The organism is Streptosporangium sp. NPDC000239, from assembly GCF_040300765.1.
In the GTDB taxonomy this organism is placed as follows: Bacteria; Actinomycetota; Actinomycetes; order Streptosporangiales; family Streptosporangiaceae; genus Streptosporangium.
Map to the genome: position 1 here is coordinate 82,452 of NZ_JBEPEI010000011.1, position 18,576 is coordinate 101,027.

At 72.9% G+C, this 18,576-nt stretch carries 16 protein-coding genes; 5 read left to right on the top strand and 11 right to left on the bottom strand.

From position 1 onward, the window contains the following. Positions 1-78: 78 nt before the first annotated feature. Entirely contained in the window at positions 79-894 is an 816-nt protein-coding gene (locus ABT340_RS25385; RefSeq protein WP_352013325.1) for an alpha/beta fold hydrolase, read from the top strand. Between the two features lie 117 nt (positions 895-1,011). Here the strand turns inward: ABT340_RS25385 and ABT340_RS25390 are convergent, their stop codons facing one another. Next, positions 1,012-1,713 carry a response regulator gene (locus ABT340_RS25390; RefSeq protein WP_352013326.1) on the bottom strand — a complete coding sequence of 234 codons (702 nt, stop codon included), beginning with the start codon at positions 1,711-1,713 and terminating at the stop codon, positions 1,012-1,014. Further along, complete coding sequence (locus tag ABT340_RS25395) at positions 1,710-2,942, bottom strand: sensor histidine kinase (protein ID WP_352013327.1); 1,233 nt, start codon at positions 2,940-2,942, stop codon at positions 1,710-1,712. The genes ABT340_RS25390 and ABT340_RS25395 overlap by 4 nt, the downstream gene beginning before the upstream one ends. A gap of 167 nt (positions 2,943-3,109) precedes the next feature. Between ABT340_RS25395 and ABT340_RS25400 the strand changes: the two genes are divergently transcribed. Then, positions 3,110-4,567, top strand: coding sequence for a S41 family peptidase (locus ABT340_RS25400; protein WP_352013328.1), 1,458 nt, complete (start codon positions 3,110-3,112; stop codon positions 4,565-4,567). Between the two features lie 125 nt (positions 4,568-4,692). On the opposite strand, the gene ABT340_RS25405 is transcribed toward ABT340_RS25400, so the two are convergent. The 4 genes from ABT340_RS25405 to ABT340_RS25420 all read right to left on the bottom strand — a co-directional run bounded on the left by ABT340_RS25405 (position 4,693) and on the right by ABT340_RS25420 (position 7,437). Then, positions 4,693-5,280, bottom strand: coding sequence for a MarR family winged helix-turn-helix transcriptional regulator (locus ABT340_RS25405; RefSeq protein ID WP_352013329.1), 588 nt, complete (start codon positions 5,278-5,280; stop codon positions 4,693-4,695). Positions 5,281-5,314: 34 nt separating this feature from the next. After that, on the bottom strand, positions 5,315-5,461 hold the full coding sequence (locus ABT340_RS25410; RefSeq protein ID WP_352013330.1) for a hypothetical protein: 147 nt from the start codon (positions 5,459-5,461) through the stop codon (positions 5,315-5,317). Next, positions 5,458-5,808 (bottom strand): ArsR/SmtB family transcription factor, encoded by a 351-nt coding sequence (locus ABT340_RS25415; RefSeq protein WP_352013331.1) that lies wholly within the window; start codon positions 5,806-5,808, stop codon positions 5,458-5,460. The genes ABT340_RS25410 and ABT340_RS25415 overlap by 4 nt, the downstream gene beginning before the upstream one ends. A gap of 117 nt (positions 5,809-5,925) precedes the next feature. After that, the gene (locus ABT340_RS25420; protein WP_352013332.1) at positions 5,926-7,437 is read right to left on the bottom strand and encodes an FAD-dependent oxidoreductase; all 1,512 of its coding nucleotides are present in this window, start codon (positions 7,435-7,437) and stop codon (positions 5,926-5,928) included. A gap of 158 nt (positions 7,438-7,595) precedes the next feature. Between ABT340_RS25420 and ABT340_RS25425 the strand changes: the two genes are divergently transcribed. Further along, positions 7,596-8,327 (top strand): TetR/AcrR family transcriptional regulator, encoded by a 732-nt coding sequence (locus tag ABT340_RS25425; RefSeq protein ID WP_352013333.1) that lies wholly within the window; start codon positions 7,596-7,598, stop codon positions 8,325-8,327. A 151-nt stretch (positions 8,328-8,478) separates the two neighbouring features. Here the strand turns inward: ABT340_RS25425 and ABT340_RS25430 are convergent, their stop codons facing one another. The 3 genes from ABT340_RS25430 to ABT340_RS25440 all read right to left on the bottom strand — a co-directional run bounded on the left by ABT340_RS25430 (position 8,479) and on the right by ABT340_RS25440 (position 14,161). After that, positions 8,479-10,365: a serine/threonine-protein kinase gene (locus ABT340_RS25430; RefSeq protein WP_352013334.1), complete on the bottom strand. Its 1,887-nt coding sequence runs from the start codon at positions 10,363-10,365 to the stop codon at positions 8,479-8,481. Between the two features lie 140 nt (positions 10,366-10,505). Further along, a complete protein-coding gene (locus ABT340_RS25435; protein ID WP_352013335.1) occupies positions 10,506-13,136 on the bottom strand; it encodes an AfsR/SARP family transcriptional regulator in 2,631 nt (876 codons plus the stop codon). A gap of 296 nt (positions 13,137-13,432) precedes the next feature. Next, entirely contained in the window at positions 13,433-14,161 is a 729-nt protein-coding gene (locus ABT340_RS25440; protein ID WP_352013336.1) for a TetR/AcrR family transcriptional regulator C-terminal domain-containing protein, read from the bottom strand. Positions 14,162-14,247: 86 nt separating this feature from the next. Here ABT340_RS25440 and ABT340_RS25445 point away from each other — a divergent pair, with 86 nt between their 5' ends. Then, on the top strand, positions 14,248-15,081 hold the full coding sequence (locus ABT340_RS25445) for an alpha/beta fold hydrolase (RefSeq protein WP_352013337.1): 834 nt from the start codon (positions 14,248-14,250) through the stop codon (positions 15,079-15,081). A gap of 31 nt (positions 15,082-15,112) precedes the next feature. Here the strand turns inward: ABT340_RS25445 and ABT340_RS25450 are convergent, their stop codons facing one another. Then, positions 15,113-16,192 (bottom strand): sensor histidine kinase, encoded by a 1,080-nt coding sequence (locus ABT340_RS25450; protein ID WP_352013338.1) that lies wholly within the window; start codon positions 16,190-16,192, stop codon positions 15,113-15,115. Between the two features lie 26 nt (positions 16,193-16,218). Then, positions 16,219-16,881: a response regulator transcription factor gene (locus ABT340_RS25455; RefSeq protein ID WP_352013339.1), complete on the bottom strand. Its 663-nt coding sequence runs from the start codon at positions 16,879-16,881 to the stop codon at positions 16,219-16,221. Between the two features lie 148 nt (positions 16,882-17,029). On the opposite strand from ABT340_RS25455, the gene ABT340_RS25460 reads away from it, so the two are divergent. Beyond that, entirely contained in the window at positions 17,030-18,550 is a 1,521-nt protein-coding gene (locus ABT340_RS25460) for a DUF1349 domain-containing protein (RefSeq protein ID WP_352013340.1), read from the top strand. Positions 18,551-18,576 lie beyond the last annotated feature (26 nt).

The window sequence follows — 18,576 nt, forward strand, 5'->3', positions numbered from 1 at the left end:
TTTGATGTATCAAGGTTGATGCTTTATGGTCGACTCCGGGCGAACAAGCCATACGAACCATCCGAAAGGACCCCTCACATGAGCGAGCTGCGTGTTCCCGGCGCCACCCTGCACTACCAGGTGCGTGGAACCGGCCCGATGCTGCTGATCTCGCAAAGCGGCGAGGGCGACGCCGACCGCACCGTCGACCTGGTGGAGCACCTCGCCGGCGATTTCACCGTGGTGACCTACGATCGGCGTGGTCTGTCCCGTAGCGCGCTCGACGAACCGGCGCGCGGCGCGACGATGGCCGAGCACGCCGACGACGTGCACCGGTTGCTCGCCGAGCTCACCGACCAGCCCGTCCGGATGCTCGGCTGCAGCCTGGGCGCGGTCATCGGCCTGCACGTGGCGGTCAGGCACCCGGATCAGATCGGCACACTCGTCGCCCACGAGCCGGTCGCGCCCCGTCTGCTCCCAGACGACCGGCGGGCCCGGCACGAGCGCGAACTGGCCGAGGTCCAGGCGCTCTACGAGCGCGAGGGCCTGACCGCCGCGTTCAAGGCCATCGCCGACGTCCTGGGCATCGACCCGGCCAACCCCGACGCCGAGCCCGGCCTCACCCCGCAGCCGATGACACCGAACCGGATCGCCAACTTCGACTACTTCATCCGGCACGACTTCTCGGCCGTCATCACCGACACCCTCCCGGTCGCCCGCATCGCCCACACCCGGACCCGGATCGTCCCGGCCGTCGGAGCCACCACCCCGCACCACGTCTTCGACTACCGGTGCGCCGAGGCGCTGGCCGCCCTCCTCGGCACCCAGGTCGTCCGCTTCCCCGGCGGGCACAACGGCAACACCGCGCACCCCCGCGGCTACGCCACCCTGCTCCGGCGGATCCTCCAGCCCTGACACCCTTCTCCGCACGGCGCCGGCCCGGCATCGCGGGCTCGGGCGACCGCGAGAACCGATGAGCAGGACGCGCCGTGAGCGGATGCCTCCGACCGTCCTCGTTCTCGGCGGCGGCCATCAGGCCGTACGACCGCCCGTCCGGCCGGGAAGGCCGGAACGGGGCACGACGAGGCCGTTCTCGTAGGCGAAGACGATCGCCTGGGCACGGTCCCGCAGATCGAGTTTGGCCAGGATGCGGCTGATGTGCGTCTTGACGGTCTGCTCGGCGACGATGAGGGCCTCGGCGATCTCGGTGTTGGACAGGCCTCGGGCGATGTGGAGGAGCACCTCCGACTCCCGTTCGGTCAGTGACCGAACCCGGGGCGCGGCGCCGGGCAGCGCGGGCCTGCACCGGGCGATCTCCTCGATGAGGCGCCGGGTCACCGAGGGGGCGAGCAGGGCGTCCCCGGCCGCCACCACCCGTACGGCCGAGACCAGGTCCGCGGGCGGAGCCTCCTTCAGCAGGAACCCGCTGGCGCCCGCGCGCAGCGCCTCGTACACGTAGTCGTCCAGGTCGAAGGTGGTGAGCATCAGCACATGCGGCCTGTACTCCCCGCCGGGCGGCGCCAGGAGCAGCCGGGCCGCCCGCAGGCCGTCCATCCCGGGCATGCGGACGTCCATGAGGACGACGTCGGGCCGCAGCCGCCTTGTCTCGGCCACCGCCCGCTCGCCGTCGGCCGCGTCGCCGACGACCTCGATGTCTCGCTCGGCGGCCAGCAGCGCGCCGAAACCCGCCCGGACCATCGCGTGGTCGTCGGCGACGAGCACCCGGATCGTCACGGGCGCCCCTCCTCGTGCTCGGCCCGCACCAGGGGCAGCGTCAGCTCGACCCGGAACCCGCCCCGGGGCGTCGGCCCGGTCAGCAGGACCCCGCCCACCACGGCGGCACGTTCCCGCATCCCGGCCAGCCCGTGGCCGGTGCCCGCGGGCTCGGCGAGGGCGCGTCCCGCACCCGCGGGCGGCGCGTTCTCCACCACGGCCCGCAGCCCGGTCCCGTTCCCGGTGACCGCCACGGTCGTGGCGGAGCCCGGCGCGTGCCGGATCACGTTACTGAGCGCCTCCTGCACGATCCGGTAGACCGGCAGCTCCGTTTCCGGCCGCATGCGCGCGGGCAGGCCCGTCACCGTCAGCTCGACGGGGACTCCGGCCCGCCTGGCGCTCTCCACCAGTGCGTCCATCTGGCCGAGGCCCGGCAACGGGGAGCGCCGCGGTGTCGCGTCGTCGCTGCGCAGCACGCCCAGCAGACGCCGCATCTCGGCCAGCGACTGCCGGGCCGCCGCCCCGATGGAGTCGAACTCCCGCTCGGCGTCGGCGGGCACCCCGCCGAGCCTGCGCGCCGCGCTGGAGGCCTGTACGGCGATCACCGACATGTGGTGCGCGACCACGTCGTGCATCTCCCTGGCGATTCTGGTCCGCTCCTCCAGCAGCTCGCGCCGGGCCCGCTCGGCCGCACTGACCTGCTCCTGCTCGGCGACACGCGCCTGTGCCAGGCGGCGCCAGCGCAGATTGTCGCCGGCGAACAGCGGCACCGGCACGATGGCCGCCACGAGCTGCAGCACCACGGCCGGGTTCGTGGACGACACGGGCACCAGGGAGACGTCCACCAGGGCGCCGAGGAGGGAAAGCGCCCAGACGGCCGCCAGCGTCCGTCGCGGCCGGTGCCGAGCCAGCGCGAACAGCACGACCAGGTAGGCGACCACCGGCATCGGAGGCCACGGCCACGGGTTGCTCACCGGCGGCGGCGAGACCAACGGCGGCGTGACCAGCATCCCGATGTAGATCATCAGCCAGGCGGCCACCGGCCGGTGCCCGCAGATCATCACCGGAGCCGCGCAGGCTGCGGCGAGCGGCACCGTCAGCGCGACCGGGGCGTCGTAGACGGTGGCGAGCATCCCCACGTTCATCACGAACATGAAGCAGGTGATCGCCCAGGGCGCGACGGCTCGTACTCTCGCGAACCGGAGCGTGGGCAGGACCGTGGCTCCGGCCGGGGCGAAGGCGCGCGACATGCCATCACGGTAGTCCTCGGCCTTCGCGAAGAGCTCCTTCTCACAGCCGACCTCAGGCCTCCCACCCGGGTATGACCCGCGGGCCGGGTGGCTCCAAGGTATGACGGGTCCGGACGGCTCCGTGGTGTGACGTGCCCCGCCGGGGCCGCCGCCTAGCGTCGGGTCCCGTGAACGACGACAGGGACACGAAGCGCGGAAGGACATCCCGCCGGCCGGCCGCCGTACTGGCCGCCCTGGGTATCGCCGTAGCGGGACAGGTCGCGGCACCGGCCGCCGGCGCCGCCTCCGCGGGGCGGGGGCCGCTGGACGGGCTCTGGCGGGCCGACGGCTACGGCACGATCTTCAGCATCGGCCGGGGACGGCTCACCACCTTCGACACGACGGCGATCAGCTGCCTGCCAGGAGTGCTTTCGGCGGAACAGACGGCGGGGACGGGCGGTTCGGCGTCCTTCACGGCACGGGAAGGCGGCCGGGGGATCACCGTCCGGACGCGGGGGCCCGGCAGGGCGCGGCTTCGGTATTCGGGAAGCGTCGGCGCCATCGAGTTGCGGAGGCTGCCCCGCCTGCCCGGGGCCTGCTCCACCCCCACGCCCGGTAATCCGGTGAAGGTGTTCGACGTCTTCTGGACGACCTTCGCCGAGAACTACCCGTTCTTCGCCGTCAAGGGCGTCGACTGGCGAGCCGTCCGGGACCGGTACCGATCCAGGATCAGCCCGAGCACCGGGGACGAGGAACTGTTCGCCGTGCTGCGTGACATCCTCAGGGAACTCGGCGACGCGCACACCGCCCTCCTCGCGGGAGACAGGCGGTTCGCCAGGCCGCTGCGGCCGGGCACCAGGCGGCTGGACGGAATACCGGCCTTCGTGGCCTTCGACAGACGGGTCCAGGAGTTCGTCGAGAAAAACGACACCCGCGGACCCCTGAAGCGGTGGGGGCGGGGCGTGATCGGGTACGCCGACCTCCCGGACGGGCTGGGCTACCTGCGGCTGAGCGCGTTCGACGGCTACGCCGACGGTGGCTTCGAACCCAACGCGGCCGAGCTGGACCGGGCACTCGACGAGATCTTCACCGCGTCCCGCACCTCGGGTCCCGACCGGCTACGCGGCCTCATCATCGACGTCCGGGTCAACCTGGGCGGCTACGACGCGCTCGGCCTGCGGCTCGCCTCCAGGCTCACCGGCAGACCGTACCCGGCCTACGCCAAGCAGGCCCGTAACACCCCGGACGACCCACTCCGGTTCACCCGCCCCCGCAAGGTGCCGGTACGGCCGGCGACCGCGCCGGTGTACACGGGCCCCATCGCCGTGCTCACCGGTGGCCTGACCATCAGCGCGGGCGAGACCTTCACCCAGGCCATGACGGGACGAACACCCCGGCCTGAGCGGATCGGGGAGAGCACCCAGGGGGCCTTCTCCGACTTCCTGTGGCGGAGGCTGCCCAACGGGTGGAGCTTCGCGCTGCCCAACGAGCGTTTCCTGACCCGGGACGGGACCTCCTTCGACGTGACCGGTATCCCGCCGCACCTGTCCGTTCCCGGCGTTCTCAGCGATGAGGAGCTGAACGGCGACCACGACACCGCCTTCGCCAAGGCCCTCTCCTATCTGGTGAACCAGCGGCGACGGTAGCCCCGACCCTGGTCCGGGGGAGTCCAGTCGTCGGTTCGCGTCCACGGCGGACGGCCTCGCCGCGCGGGACGCTCCGACACGGCGCCACCGGGGGTGACCGTCAGCCCTGGAACGGTTTCACCGTCTCACGTGCGGGGACGGGGCCCGGGACCGGTCTGACGGCTCCTGGCGGCCCGGCCCCGTGCGGCGGACCTGCCGACGCTGCGCAGCAGGACGCGCATGGTCCGGTCGAGGACCCTGCGCTCCTCGGCGGTGAGCCCGGACAGCAGCAGGGTGAGGCTGGCCACGTGCTCGGTGAGCGCGGCGTCCGCGGTCTCACGACCCTTCGGGGTGAGGGTGACCCGCACGCTCCTGCGGTCGTCGGGGGCGAGGGTGCGCTCGATCAGCCCCGCCTGTTCGAGCCGGTCGAGCCGGTTGGTCATACCGGCCCGCGAGATCATCAGCGCCGAGGAGAGCTCGGAGGGGGTCAGCGTGTACGGCGGGCCGGAGCGTCTCAGTGAGGCGAGCACGTCGAACTCCCCGCGGCGCATGCCGTACCGGGCGGAGGCCTCCTCGACCGCGGGGACGATGAGGCGGGAAAGCCGGGTGAGCCTGCCGAAGATGCCCATCGCGGCCAGGTCCAGGTCGGGGCGCTCGTGCCGCCACTGGGCGAGGGCGGCGTCCACGGCGTCCCCGCGGCCGCCGTCGTCCCTGCGTGCGCTGCCTTGACTCATGGGGGAATCATATTCGGCCCGTTACATTTGGATGTCAGATTGTTTGACCTGCGGTGAACCGGCTGCCCTGGTTGCTCCGCCTCGAACACCAGCTCCCGGGGGCGTCGATGACCCGGGAGATCACAATCTCGCGGTCGGCCGTGGCGGACCGCTCCGGCGCTCCCCGCCCCGTCTCGCTCATCGGTTGTCTCCTTCCTGAATTGCCTGCTTGAGGTCCTGCACGTAGGTGTCCAGCCGGTCGAAGCCCTCGTTCCAGAACCGTTCGAACCCGCCGGTCCACTCGTGGACCGGCCGCAGCCCCCGGGCGTCGAGGCCGTACAGGCGCTGTTTGCCCGCCCTGCGATCCCGCACCAGCCCGACCTCCCGGAGCACCCGCAGGTGTTTGGACGCCTGCGGCTGGGTCATCCCCAGCTCCTGGGCCAGCTCGGTCACCGGCCGCTCGCCCGTCCGCAGCAGCGCCAGGATCTCCCGGCGCTGCGGTTCGGCGATCGCGTTGAAGACGTCCGACGTCGTCGCTGCTCGTGCCATGACCATCATCATATGCCTATATCGGAATGCATCAATCCGGGGGAGGAGGCCGGGGTAACGGGACACCGGGCCTCGTCGTGGAGGCGGCGGACCAGTACGGGTGCCGGCGCGTGCCGCTCAGGCGGTGGGGGCGCCGAACCAGCGGGTGGCGGCGCGCCGGAACGCCTCGGGGGCGGGGTCGGGGCCCTCGGCCCAGGCCACGACGCCGTCGGGCCGGATCAGCAGGGCGCCGAGTCCGAGGTCGTCGGCGACCGGGCCGGGGGCGTGGCGGACGCGGCCCTGCCAGCCGGCCGTGGTCTCCCGCAGGCTCTGCGCGGCGGTGAGGTCGACGGCGACGCCCTGGCCTTCACGCAGCAGGTCTCCAAGGTGGGTGCCGTCGCGGAAGCGGAAGTCCGGGGCGGTGAAGCCGACGACCCGCTGGTCGCCGCCCAGGTCGTAGCGGTGGGCGAGCCCGGAGGTGGCGCGGAAGACATGGGTGGTGCCGTCGGCGGTGCGCAGCAGGTCGTGGACGAGCCGGCGCAGGGCAGGGGTGTTGGGGCCGGGGTTCATCGTGGCGACCGGGGCGCGCGACCAGTCGAGGACGGCGGCGCCGACGGGGTGGCGTTCGGCGGTGTAGGTGTCGAGCAGGTTCTCGGGGGCGGTGCCGTGGAGGGTGGCGGCGAGCTTCCAGCCGAGGTTCATGGCGTCGCCGATGCCGAGGTTGAGTCCTTGACCGCCGAGCGGGGAGTGGATGTGGGCGGCGTCACCGGCGAGCAGGACGCGGCCGTTGCGGTAGCCGCTGGTCTGCATGGCGCGGTCGGTGAAACTGGAGGCGAGGTGGACCTCGTCGATCGTCACGTCGGTGCCGGAGACGCGGCGCAGGACCGTCTGGAGGTGGTCGCGGGTCAGCGGCCGGGAGCGGTCGAAGGCGCCGCCGTCGAAGTCCATCATGCCCAGGTGCCCTTCGAAGGGTGTGCGCAGGTACATGCCGGTCGGCGTCGAGTTGAAACCCGGGCGCAGCTTGTCCGGGTCCTCGAAGGTGACGTGGGCGACGTAGCCGGTGAACAGCGGCTCGGTGCCGACGAAGTCGAAGCCCGCCAGGCGGCGCACCGCGCTGCGTCCGCCGTCGCATCCCACGAGCCGGCGCGCCCGGTACTCACGCCCGCCGGCCCGGGCCAGGACGCCGTCACCGTCCTGGTCGACGGCCTCGAGCGGGGCGTCGCGCACGATCCGCGCGCCGAGCGCGACCGCCCGCTCCTCCAGGACGCCGGTGACCGCTTCGAGACTGGTCATGATCCCTTCCGACGCGGGGCCGGGCAGCCGGGGCGGGAGGGCACCGGTATCGACGTCGGCGGCGTCCAGGCGCAGGCCCGCGAAATGGCTCACGTCGCGCGGGGCGGACACCTCGCGCGCGCCGACCTGCCGCGCGTCGACGCGTGAGGCGTCCAGGAGGGCGGTGAGCATCCCGCGGCGGTGGAACGCCTCGACGGACCCGGCGTTCAGGCCCCGCATCCCCAGCGGGAGCGCCCAGTACGGCGAGGCGGCCTGTGGGTTCTTCTCCAGTACCAGGACCGAGCAGTCGGCCAGGGCGAGTTCACCGGCGAGGAACAGGCCGACCGGCCCGGCCCCCACGATCACCACGTCGCGCATGTCGGTTCTCCTCCAGTCGCGAGTTTCCGGATCGGCCGGGGCTCGACGGGCCGGGACCGTGCTCCGTGAAGCTCGAAGCGGCAAGATTGGAGCAACGCTCCAATTTTGGAACCGTACTCCATTTTGGAGCGCTGCACCAAAACTGACAGGATGAGGGCATGACCACACCGACACCCCAGTCACGAAGGCGCAGGCAGGTGCTCTCGCGTGAGCGCATCATCGAGGCGGCGGTCGGGCTGCTGGACACGGCGGGGGCCGGGGCTCTGACGGTCCGCGCGCTGTCGGAGCGCCTGTCCACCGGATCCGGGGCCATCTACCACCACGTCGGAAACATGGGCGAGTTGCTGCAGGCCGCGACCGAGAGCGTCGTCGTCGCCGCCCTTCCCGCCCCGCAGGAGTCCACGACGGATCCCGGGACCGAGGACACCGGCCGCGAGCGGATCCGCGCCGCCGCCCTCGGCCTGTACGACGCGGTCGCCGAACACCCCTGGCTCGCCGTCCAGCTCGCCGTGCAGGTCACCCGCAGCCCCTGGGGAGCGGTGACGCCCCGGATCTTCGAGAGCATCGGCGGGTGCGTGCGCACGCTGGGCGTTCCACGGAGCGACTGGTTCGCCACGACCTCGACGCTGGTGCACTACATCCTTGGCGCCACCAGCCAGAACGCCCAGCCCTCCGACACCGCGGACGACGTCGGGGTCCCGCGGTCCGGCGCGCGGCGCGCCGAATTCCTCGACTCCGTGTCCAAGGCGTGGAAGAGCCTCGACGCCGGTGACCACCCGTTCCTCCACGACATCGCCGACCAGATGCGCGGGCACGACGACCGGGAGCAGTTCCTCACGGGCATCGACCTCATCCTCGCCGGCATCACCGCCGTCAGCCGCCCTTCCTGACCCCGCGCCCACCGGAGAACCGGCCGGCCCGGCCAGCCGGCGACGCTCATCTCCCGGTTTCCGGGTCACCCGGCATCGTGGACGGCATGAACGGGAGCAGCAGGACGTCGAGGCCCTCGACGTCCTGCTCGGCCGGTCACGTCCCAGGAGGTCACCCCGGTGTCGCGGCCAAGGCGAGGTCGTCCACCGTCACCGTGACGGAGGTGTCGGTGGCCTTGCGAGACAAGAAGGTCAGCAGGCCGGCCCCACCCGGGACCTGGAGCCCGGAGGTCGCGTCCGTGACGGAGAGCAGCCAGTCCGGCTCGGCCGCGCCGACGGCCCAGACCTTGCCGCGGATCGTGGTCGGCGACGTGCCGGTGACCTGGACGCGTACTCGCATCGCGATGCCCGCGCCCGCTGTCAGCCGGGGGACCCACAGCGGCTGTGCGAGGTCGATCTCACCGCGGCCCGCCTCGTAGCGGATCAGCTGGAGCAGGACCTTGCCGTTGGGCCGCAGGCTCACGTGCGCCCGGTAACTCCCCACCGCCGGGACCCTGCGCCCCACGGCGGTCACGTAGATCCCGCCCCCGGTGGGGGGCCTGTCGCCGGCGAAGGTGAAGCCGAGGTCGGTTCCGGTCTCCTTCACCCCGTCCAGGTAGGCGCTGGAGCCGGTTCCGGAGGACGTCGTGATCCGGCCCTTCCCACCGCCCACCGAGTAGTCGCTCTCCGGAACGCCGACCGACCAGTGACGCTTCCCGTCGTCCGTCGTGCCGAATCCGGTGCTGACCGTGCGTCCGAACGTGTCGGACACCCGCAGCCCCCCGCCCGGGGCCACCGACGCACCCGGACTCGCCGACCCGCTGGGCGAGACCTCTCCTGAGCTCGACGGCGAGGCAGACGGGGGCCCGGAGGTGGGAGCGGAGGCGGACGAGGTGCCCGGCCCGCCGGTGCCTGAGGACGCCTGGGACCCCGCCCCGCCGAACGGCCGTAACCAGGTGAGCGCCCCCACCACGACCGCGACCAGTGCCGCCGCCACGGCGAGCGCCCTACGGCGGCCCCGCCCGGCGGCCCACCCGATGAACACCGGGGCCCGTGCCGAGGGCGGGGCCGTGGGCTCCCCGGTGGGTCCCGCGGTGTCCTCATGACCGGCCGTCCCGGCAGGATCCCGGCCGCCGGCCGGGTCCGGCGTTCCCCGATCGCCGGCCGGTTCTGCGGCGAGGCGGCTGCCCAGGCTGGTGAGTTCCACGATCGACCTGCCGCGGCCGCCGGAGACCGGGTCGATCAGGCGGGACAGCAGCTCGCCCGCCGTCGGCCGGTGCGAAGGGTCCTTCTCCAAGGCGGCGGCGACCGAGTCGCGCAACGGCGGCGGGACCGCTGACAGATCCGGTTCGTGGGTGACGATGCGGTTCAGCACGTCCGCGACGCTCGCGGCGGCGAACGGGGAGGTGCCGGTGGCGGCGAAGATCATGGTGCCCGCCCAGGCGAAGACGTCCGAGGCGGGTGAGGCGGGGGAGCCGCCCAGCTGTTCGGGCGCGAGGTAGGCGGGGGTGCCGATGAGCCCGCTGGTCATGGTGGTGACACCGTCCGCGCGGGCGATGCCGAAGTCGACCACCCGGGGACCGTCCGGGCCGAGCAGTACGTTGCTCGGTTTGAAGTCGCGGTGCACGACGCCGGCCGCGTGGATGGCGGCCAGGGCCGTCGTGGTGCCGACGGCCAGCCGTTCCAGCTCGCCGCCGCGCAGGGGGCCGTGTTCGTGCACCCGTTCCGCCAGCGTCGGCCCGTCCACGAACTCGCTCACCACGTACGGCCGTGGCCCGTCCGGCACGGCCGTGAGCACGCGGGCGGTGCAGAAGGGCGCCACGCTCTCCACCGCCGCCAGCTCGCGGGCCAGACGGGCGCGGGCCTCGGCGTCGGCCCTGATCAGCACCTTCACCGCCACCCGTTGCCCGACCGGGTCGCGGGCCAGGTAGACGATTCCCTGTCCGCCCTCCCCGAGGCGGCCCAGCAGCTCGAACTCACCCAGACGCGGAGGATCCTCAGGGGCAAGAGGGGCAACCATGCTCCATACGGTACTGATCCGCTCAGTCAAGTTCGAGGCGTCCGGGCCGAGCTCCCGCGTCCAACGCGACGAGCGCGTCCTTCCTCTGGACTGACGACAGGAAGCCAACAGGGGCGGTGCTGAGCCGTCAGAGCAGGTCGCTAGATCAGGGCGGCGAGGAGGTCCAGCGCGGTCGCCCTGCCGGGTTCGTCGGCGATGCCGTCGAAGATCTTGAACGCGTCCTCGGCCAGTTTGCGCGCCGCCTCGCGGTCGCCCTCAGCCCGGTTGACCCGGGCCAGCGCCAGCAGCGCGTGCGCGTCCAGCAGCCGGTCGCCGAGCCGTACGGCGATGGACCTGGCCCGCTGCGCGCAGTCCCTGGCGTCGGGCACCCGCCGCTGCGCCAGCCGTGCCGCGGCCAGCTCCAGCAGGGTGTCGGCGTGCCGGTGCCGGTCGCCCCGGTCATCGAAGAGGCCCGCGGCGGCGGTGAGCCGGTCGGCCGCCTCGCCGGGGCGGCCTGCCCGCCGTAGCACCGCGCCAAGCGCCTGCTGCGCCTCGGCGCCGGCCCTCCCGCCGCCGAAGGCGCGCAGAGAGGAGGTCAGCTGGCGTTCCGCCTCGTCCAGGTGGCCCTGTTCCAGGTGAACCTGGCCGATCCTGCGCCGGACCTGCGCGGCTTCCTTGCCGCTGGACGTACCGGGACCCGTGAACACCCCGAGCGCCCGGGTGAGCAGGTCCAGCGCCTCCGCCCACCGGCCCTCGGCCCGGTACAGGTCGCCCTGGTCGCGCAGGAGCAGGGCCTCGGCGCGGGCGTCACCCGTGCGCCGTGCCGCCGCGAGGCCGGTCTCGGCGACCGGCCGCCAGTCGTCCAGGAAGCGCCGCCGTTCCAGGAACGGGCCCAGCAGATGCGCGAGCCGCCACGCGCCCTCGTCGAGGCCGGCCCCGTACAGATCACCGACGAGGGCGGCGAGGAACGCGCGCTCGGCGACGAGCCACTCGACCGACTCCTTGATGTCCCCGGTCACGAAGCCGCGCATGCTCGGCTCACCGGAGACCAGCGGGAACCGGGACGCCTGCACCCGGGCGATCACGACGGCCTGGAGCCGCGCGAGCGCCTCCCGTACCGCATGCACGCCCTCCTCCTCGACCAGCCGCTCGCGGGCGTAGAGCCGGGTCAGGTCGTGCATGCGGTAACGGACCTGACCCGCCACGTCCACGGTGTGCGCCTCCAGCAGGCCGGCGTCCACGAGCGCGTCGGCCTGGTCGCCGAAGACCTGGACGGCCCAGTCGGCGACGTCGGGGGCCGACAGCGCGCCCAGCAGCCGCGTCATTCGGCGCGCCGACATGGGCAGGCCCTCGTAGCCGACCGCGTACACGCTGCGGATCGTCTGGTCGCCCGAGTGAAGACGGTCCAGCCGCACGCGCTCGTCCTCCAGCAGGCCCGCGAGGTAACCAGGGGTCCAGCCCGGTCTGGTGGCCAGGCGGGATCCGGCGATGCGCAACGCGATGGGCAGCCCGCCGCAGAACCGCATCAGCTCCCGCACCCCGCCGTCATCCGCCCGCTCCTCGCCGATGAGCCTGACGAGCAGGTCACGGGCCTCGCCGTCGTCCAGGACGCCCAGCGGCAGCCGTACGGCGCCGGTCAGCCCGCCGAGCGCCGACCGGCTGGTGATCACGGTGGGGCATGAGGTGAGCAGCGGCCGTACCTGGGACTCGTCGGTGGCGTCGTCCAGCACGACGAGCATGCGGCGGTTGGCGGTGTAGGTGCGCAGCAGCCGCTGCCGCCGGCCCTCCGACGCCGGTACCGCCTGGGCCGGGCAGCCGAGCCAGCGCAGGAAGTCCTCCAGGATCGCGCCGGGCCGGGTGGTCTCGCGCAGGTCCGCGTACAGGATCCCGTCGGGGAAACGCTCCCTGTGCCGCCAGGCGGCGTGTACGGCGAGCGCCGACTTGCCCACCCCGGCCGGGCCGTGCACGACGACCAGGCCGGAGAACACCTGATCGAGCAGGTCGGCGCGGCCGGTGAAGTGGGCGACGTCCCGCGGCAACAGCACCGGCGGGCCCGCGGAGACGTGCAGCATGACATCGTCGTGCAGCATGCGGTGGTAGAGAAGCTGCAGCTCGGGGTCGGGCTCGATGGCGTGCCCGCCGTCGAGTTCGTCGCGCAGCGCCGTGTACGCGGCCAGCGCCTCCACGCGCCGCCCGCTGCGATAGAGCGCCAGCATGAACTGGCCGCGGAAACGCTGCCAGAGCGGGTGCTGCGCGACCAGCATCCGCACCTCGGACAGCAGCTCGCGGTGCCGGCCCGCGTCCAGGTCGAGCTCGATCCGGCGCTCCAGGGCGAGCAGGCGAAGCTCTTCGAGCTCCTCGCGCAGCCGCCCGGTCTCGGCCCAGCGCCGCGCGTCAGGGTCCACGTCCGCCAGAACCGGTCCGCGCCACAGGTCCAGCGCCTCCCGCAACTTCCCGCTGTCACGCCCGGACAGCCCTTCCTGTATGAGCCGGCGGAAGCGGCCGACGTCGAGCTGGTCGTCGTCGATGGCCAGCGTGTACGTGCCGGACACGGTGGTGATGACGTCCTGGCCGATCAGCTGCCTGAGCCGGCCGACGTAGCCGCGGATCAGCGAGTCCGACCGGTCACCCTCCTCCAGCGGCCACAGCAGCTGTCGCAGCCGCTCGACGGTGAGCGGTCGGCGGGCGTTGAGCGCGAACATCGCCAGCAGGTCACGGTGCTTCGGAGCGGTGGGAGTGCGATCCTCTGCGCCGTCACGTATCGACAATGCCCCCATAATCCGAAATTCCATGACAAATCCCCGGGTACGGCGGGCAGGATGTGGCGTCAAAGCCCCCACGATCCCACAGCTCCACCGCGTCTCGCGCCGGGATTCCCCACCATTCCTGACCAATGAGCAGGTGTCGGTTTCCGAAGCCGAGCTGGTCCCGCAGCCCCGGTCCGCCCGGCCGAGCCTGGGCGGCGACGGCGTGTCGTGCAACCTCAGGATGGCGGCGCCCGCCGCGGCCCACGCCGCCGGGGGCGCGGCCGACGGCTCGCCCAGGCGCCCTCGCGCGAGAGCCGTCGCGGTGCCGTACGTCGCCGGCGCTATGACGGGGACGGGGCCGCGCACCGGGTGGCGAGGCCGTCCAGGAGGCAACCGAGGCCGAACGCGAAGCGCCGCTCGCTCTCATGCTCGACGTCGATCTCACCCGTGGCGGCCATCCGGCCGGCCAGCGTCGGGTGGCGTTCGGCGACCCGGCGTAGATACTCGGCCGCCCGCTCGTCCCATTCGGACCCGGTCCCGCTCATGCGGGCCAGCGTGTCGCGCCAGGCGACCTCCGCGATGACCGCGCCGACCACGTGGTCGTTGACGGCGGCCATGGCGGCGTCGAGGTCGGAGCCGGTGAACCCGGCGTGCTCCAGCAGGCGCAGCCCGGTCTCGGCCAGGGCGAGCGCGTTCGGGCCGAGGTTGGGCCTGACGGTCAGTTCGGACAGGGCCCACCGGTGGCGCAGCAGCATGGCGCGGTTGCTGCGGGCCAGCGCCGCCAGGGCGTCCCGCCAGCCGGACGTGCCGGGGCCGGCGCTCACCTCGGCCAGTACGCGGTCGAGGGCCAGTTCCAGCAGGTCGTCCTTGGTGTGGACATACCAGTACAGCGACCCGGCGGTCACCCCGAGGGCGGTGGCGACGCGACGCATCGACAGGCCGCGGTGGCCTTCGGCGTCGAGGACGGCGACCGCCACGTCGACGATCCGCTCGCGGGTGAGCTGGCGGTCGCGCGGCGGCCGCTCGGGACGCAGCCACACGGACCCGCCGGAGGACTCTGACGACGGCACGCGATCACCCTACCCGCCTTGACGTCGCCTTCCGATTCCCTTATACAACGTTCAATAGTATTAAACGATGTTTAAGGAGGAGTCGGATGTCCGCTCCCACCCCGCTGTTCCGCGCGAACGGCCCGCTGACGGGTGAGGTGCACGTGAGCGTGCTCGGCCCTGAGTCCGGGCCGCCTGCGGTCCTCGTGCACGGCTCCACGAGCTGGGGCGACGACCCGGTGTACGGTTTCGCGGCGCAACGCCCGCTGGCCGGCCGGTTCCGGCTGCTCCTGATGGACCGCCGAGGCTACGGCGGCAGCCCGGATGCCGGGGACAGGTTCCCCGGCGACTACCTGGCCGACGCCGACGACGTCGCCGAACTCCTCGGCGAGGGCGCGCACCTGGTCGGCCACTCCTACGGCGCCGTCGGAGCCATGATCGCGGCGGCGCGCAGGCCGGAGGCGGTGCGCTCGCTCACCCTGGTCGAGCCAGGCTGCTACCAGGCGGCCGCCGACCACCCCGCCGTGGCCGAGGCGCTGCGCGCCAACCGCGCCGCCTACGCCGACCTTCCCGACCTCACACCCGAGGAGTGGCTGCGGACCGCCGCCGACTCGGTCGGCACGCCGGAGCCGGAGACAGGCGATCGGCGGTTGCGCGCGGCCGCCACGGCGCTGCGCGAACGCGTCTGCTGGGAGGCGGGTCTCCCGCTGCCGGCGCTGCGGGCGGCGGCCTTCCCCAAGCTGGTCGTCTCTGGCACCTGGGAGGAGGCCCCCGGGCCGTACCGGGAGCGCGGCGGTGCCCCTCTCATGGCCTGCGCGCGCGTCACCGCCGAGCGGATCGGAGCACGGCACGAGCAGGTGCCGGGCAGCGCCCACTACCCGCACGTCGAGGCGCCGGAGCGGCTCAACGCGCTGCTCACCGCCTTCTGGTCCGGCGCGTGAACGGCCGCCCTCGCGTGGTCGTTCCCCGACGTCAGGGATGGTTCGGATGAGCTTCGGAGGCGAACCAGACGGTGATGGACAAGCCGCCTTCGGGGCGTGCGCCGGCGATGAGGGTGGCGCGGTGCGCCTGGGCGACGGCGTTGACGATGGCGAGGCCGAGGCCGTAGCCGTCGTGGTGGCCGTGACGATCGGGTGCCAGTCTCTGGAAGGGCTGGAAGAGGCGCTGGATCTGGTCGCCGGGTATGACCGGTCCGCTGTTGGCGACCGTAAGGGCCACCTGGGTGCCGCAGGACTGAGTGGCGACCCTCACGTGCCCGTCCGGGCGGTTGTGGCGGATGGCGTTGTCGATGAGGTTGGCGACGAGGCTTTCGATCAGTCCCGGGTCCCCGGCCGTCACCGCGGGCGACAGGTGTTCGGTGAGGTCGACGCCCTTCTCCGCGACCTGGTGACGGCGGGAGGCGAGCACTCCTTCGACGATGTGGGCAAGATCGAGGGCGTCCCGGCGGGTGACGCCGCGCTCGCCGGTGGCCAGGGCGAGCAGTGCCTGGACGAGCCGCTCCTGGTGTTCGCCGAGGGCGAGGGCCTCCTGGCAGGCCGAGCGCAGGGTGTCGGCGTCGGGGTCGGCGAGGGCGACTTCAAGGAGGGTGCGCAGGCCGGCGAGCGGGGTGCGCAACTCGTGGGAGGCGTTGGCGACGAAGTGGCGCTGGGCGTCGAAGGAGGCCTGAAGGCGGGCGAACAGGTCGTCGAGGGTATGGCCGAGTTCGGTCAGCTCGTCCATGGGCTCGCCGAGGTCAAGGCGCCGGTGGAGGTCGCCGGCGGAGATGATTTTGGCGGTGGCGGTGATGGCGCGCAACGGACGCAGGAACCGGCCGGAGACGAACCAGCCGAGGGTCAGGGCGACGGGAATCAGAAGGGCCAGGGCGACGGCGGACCCCGTGAGAAGTCGGGGAGGGCCGATCCCGGGCCCGGCTTCGGCGATCGCACCCGGCGAAGGACGGCCTGCGGACGTGGCCGCGTCGACGCTGGCGAGCGGGACGGCGACGAACAGGAGCACGAGGACTCCGGCGGCGTAGATGCCCGCCGCGTAGGCGAGCGCGAGCCGCGTCTGCAAGGACCTTCCGGCGAGCCGCAGGCAGGTCATGACGGTCCGATGCGGTAGCCGCCTTCGCGGACGGTCTCGATCACGGGCGGGTCGCCGAGCTTGGCCCGTAGCCGGTGCACGGTGTGCTTGACGGCGCTGCTGAAGGGATCGGCGGCCTCGTCCCAGACGCGCTCAAGGAGTTCCTCGGCGGAGACGACCAGGCCGGGTACGGCGAGCAGGCATTCGAGCAGGGCGAACTCCCTGGGGCTCAGCTCAAGGCGCCGACCGGCCCGGAACGCGGCACGGCGGGCCGGATCGAGGGTGATGTCCCCACATGCCAGGGTCGGCGGCAGCGGCGGGGTGGCACGGCGGGCCAGGGCACGGACGCGGGCGACCAGTTCGGTGAACGCGAACGGTTTGGGCAGGTAGTCGTCGGCGCCGAGACCCAGCCCGTCGACACGGTCCTCGATCGTGCCGGAGGCGGTGAGCATCAGTACACGGGTCACACAGCGGCTGTGGGCGAGTCGCCTGCAGATCTCGTCCCCGTGGACGCCGGGCAGGTCGCGGTCGAGGAGCACCACGTCGTAGCGGGTGGCGGCCAGGCGCTCAAGGGCGGTGGTTCCGTCCAGGACGACGTCGACGGCCATGCCCTCGCGGCGCAGCCCGGTTCCGATGGAGCGGGCGAGGATCTCGAAGTCCTCGACGACGAGGACTCTCACCGCTCACCGCCGCTCGTCGCGCGGGCAGGACGGCCGGTCCGGCCGCCGGGTCGGGAAGGCATGGGTCAACGATGCCAGATCCCCGGTCGCAGCCAGGTCGCAGCGGCTGCGACCTGGCTGGAACCGGGTGCCGCGTACAACCGTCGGCATGAGTTCATTCACGCCCCACCGGTCCGTCCGGCGGGCCGGTTTCCTTCGGACGCTGCGCGCGGAGTGGACGAGGTTCCGCTCCACACGAGGCCGGGTGCTCGCCATGGTGGCCTCCGTGCTGGTCACCGTTTCGCTCGGGCTGCTGATCGCCGCAGGCGCCCGCAGCACCTGCGTGACCGGGAAGGGCGAGGGCCCCTGCCCCGCGCCCCTGGTGGGACCCGACGGCACGGCGGTGATGGACAAGTACTACTTCGTGCACCAGACGCTCAAGGGGAACGGCGGCGTCACCGCCCGGGTGTCGGACATGACCGGGCTGATCCGGCTGCCGGACGCCGTACCCGGGGTGCGCAACGTCAAGGAGGGGGTGGTGCCGTGGGCGAAGGCCGGCCTCCTGGTCAGGCAGAGCCTCGAACAGGGCACGCCGTATGCCGCCGTCATGCTCACCGGAGATCACGGCGTGCGGATGCAGTACAACTACGTCCACGACGTGCCCGGCGGTCCTCACAACGGCCCGCAGTGGCTACGGCTGACCAGGTCGGGCGACACCGTCACCGGCTACGAGTCGGACGACGGCAGGACGTGGACCGAGGTCGGCACGGTCACGCTGACCGGGCTGCCGGAGGCGGTCGAGATCGGGCTGTTCGCCGCCTCGCCAGGCGCCCTGTGGGATATGGCGCAGGCCTTCGCCCAGGCCACCGCGACCTTCGACCGGATCACGCTGCAGGGCGCGAACGGTTCGTGGCGCCACGACGACGTCGGCGTCGTCATGGAGTCCGACGGCAGGACCCCCCATCACCCGGGCGGGGTCGTCGAGTCCGGCGACAAGCTCATCGTGACCGGGGGCGGTGACATCGGGCCCGCCACGGTGGAGGGCGGTCTACGCGCCGACCTCATGCTGATCGGCGGGGCCGTGGGGCTGGTCCCGATGCTCGTGGCTGCGGTCATGTTCCTTTCGGCGGGACACCGGAGCGGGCCGATCGGGAACGGCCCGCCGGTCGAGCCGCATCCGGCGGGGCCGCTGGCGGCCAGGGCCGCGGTGGTCGGCGTGGCCGCGTTCGTGACGGGGCTGGCGGCCTCGGGAGTCGTGGTCCCTGCCGGCCTGGCGATGTTGCGCGCCAACCAGAACCCGGTCCAGCCGATCACCCTGGGTACCGAACTACGGGTGATCGTCGGCTACGCGGCGCTGACCGCGGCCGCCTGCGTGCTGGCTCTGGGCCTGGCCGCGCTGGTCAGGCGGGCTGTCGTCGCCGTCGGGCTGGCCGTCGCGCTTGTCGTCGTGCCCCACCTGCTGGCGGCCGCTGGTGTGGCGCCGTGGCTGCTGACGATCACCCCTGCCGCCGGGTTCGCGATCACACAGAGCGTCCCCACGTTCGCGCATGTGGACGTGGACCCGTCACCGCTGGGGGGCCACTACCCACTCCCGCCATGGGCAGGTTTGGCCGTGACCTGTGGATACGCCGCCTTCACCCTGGGGGCGGCGATCGCCGCACGCCGGCCCTCGCGCGCGGCTCGGCTCTGACGCGTGGGTGGTTCCGGGCGGTCGTC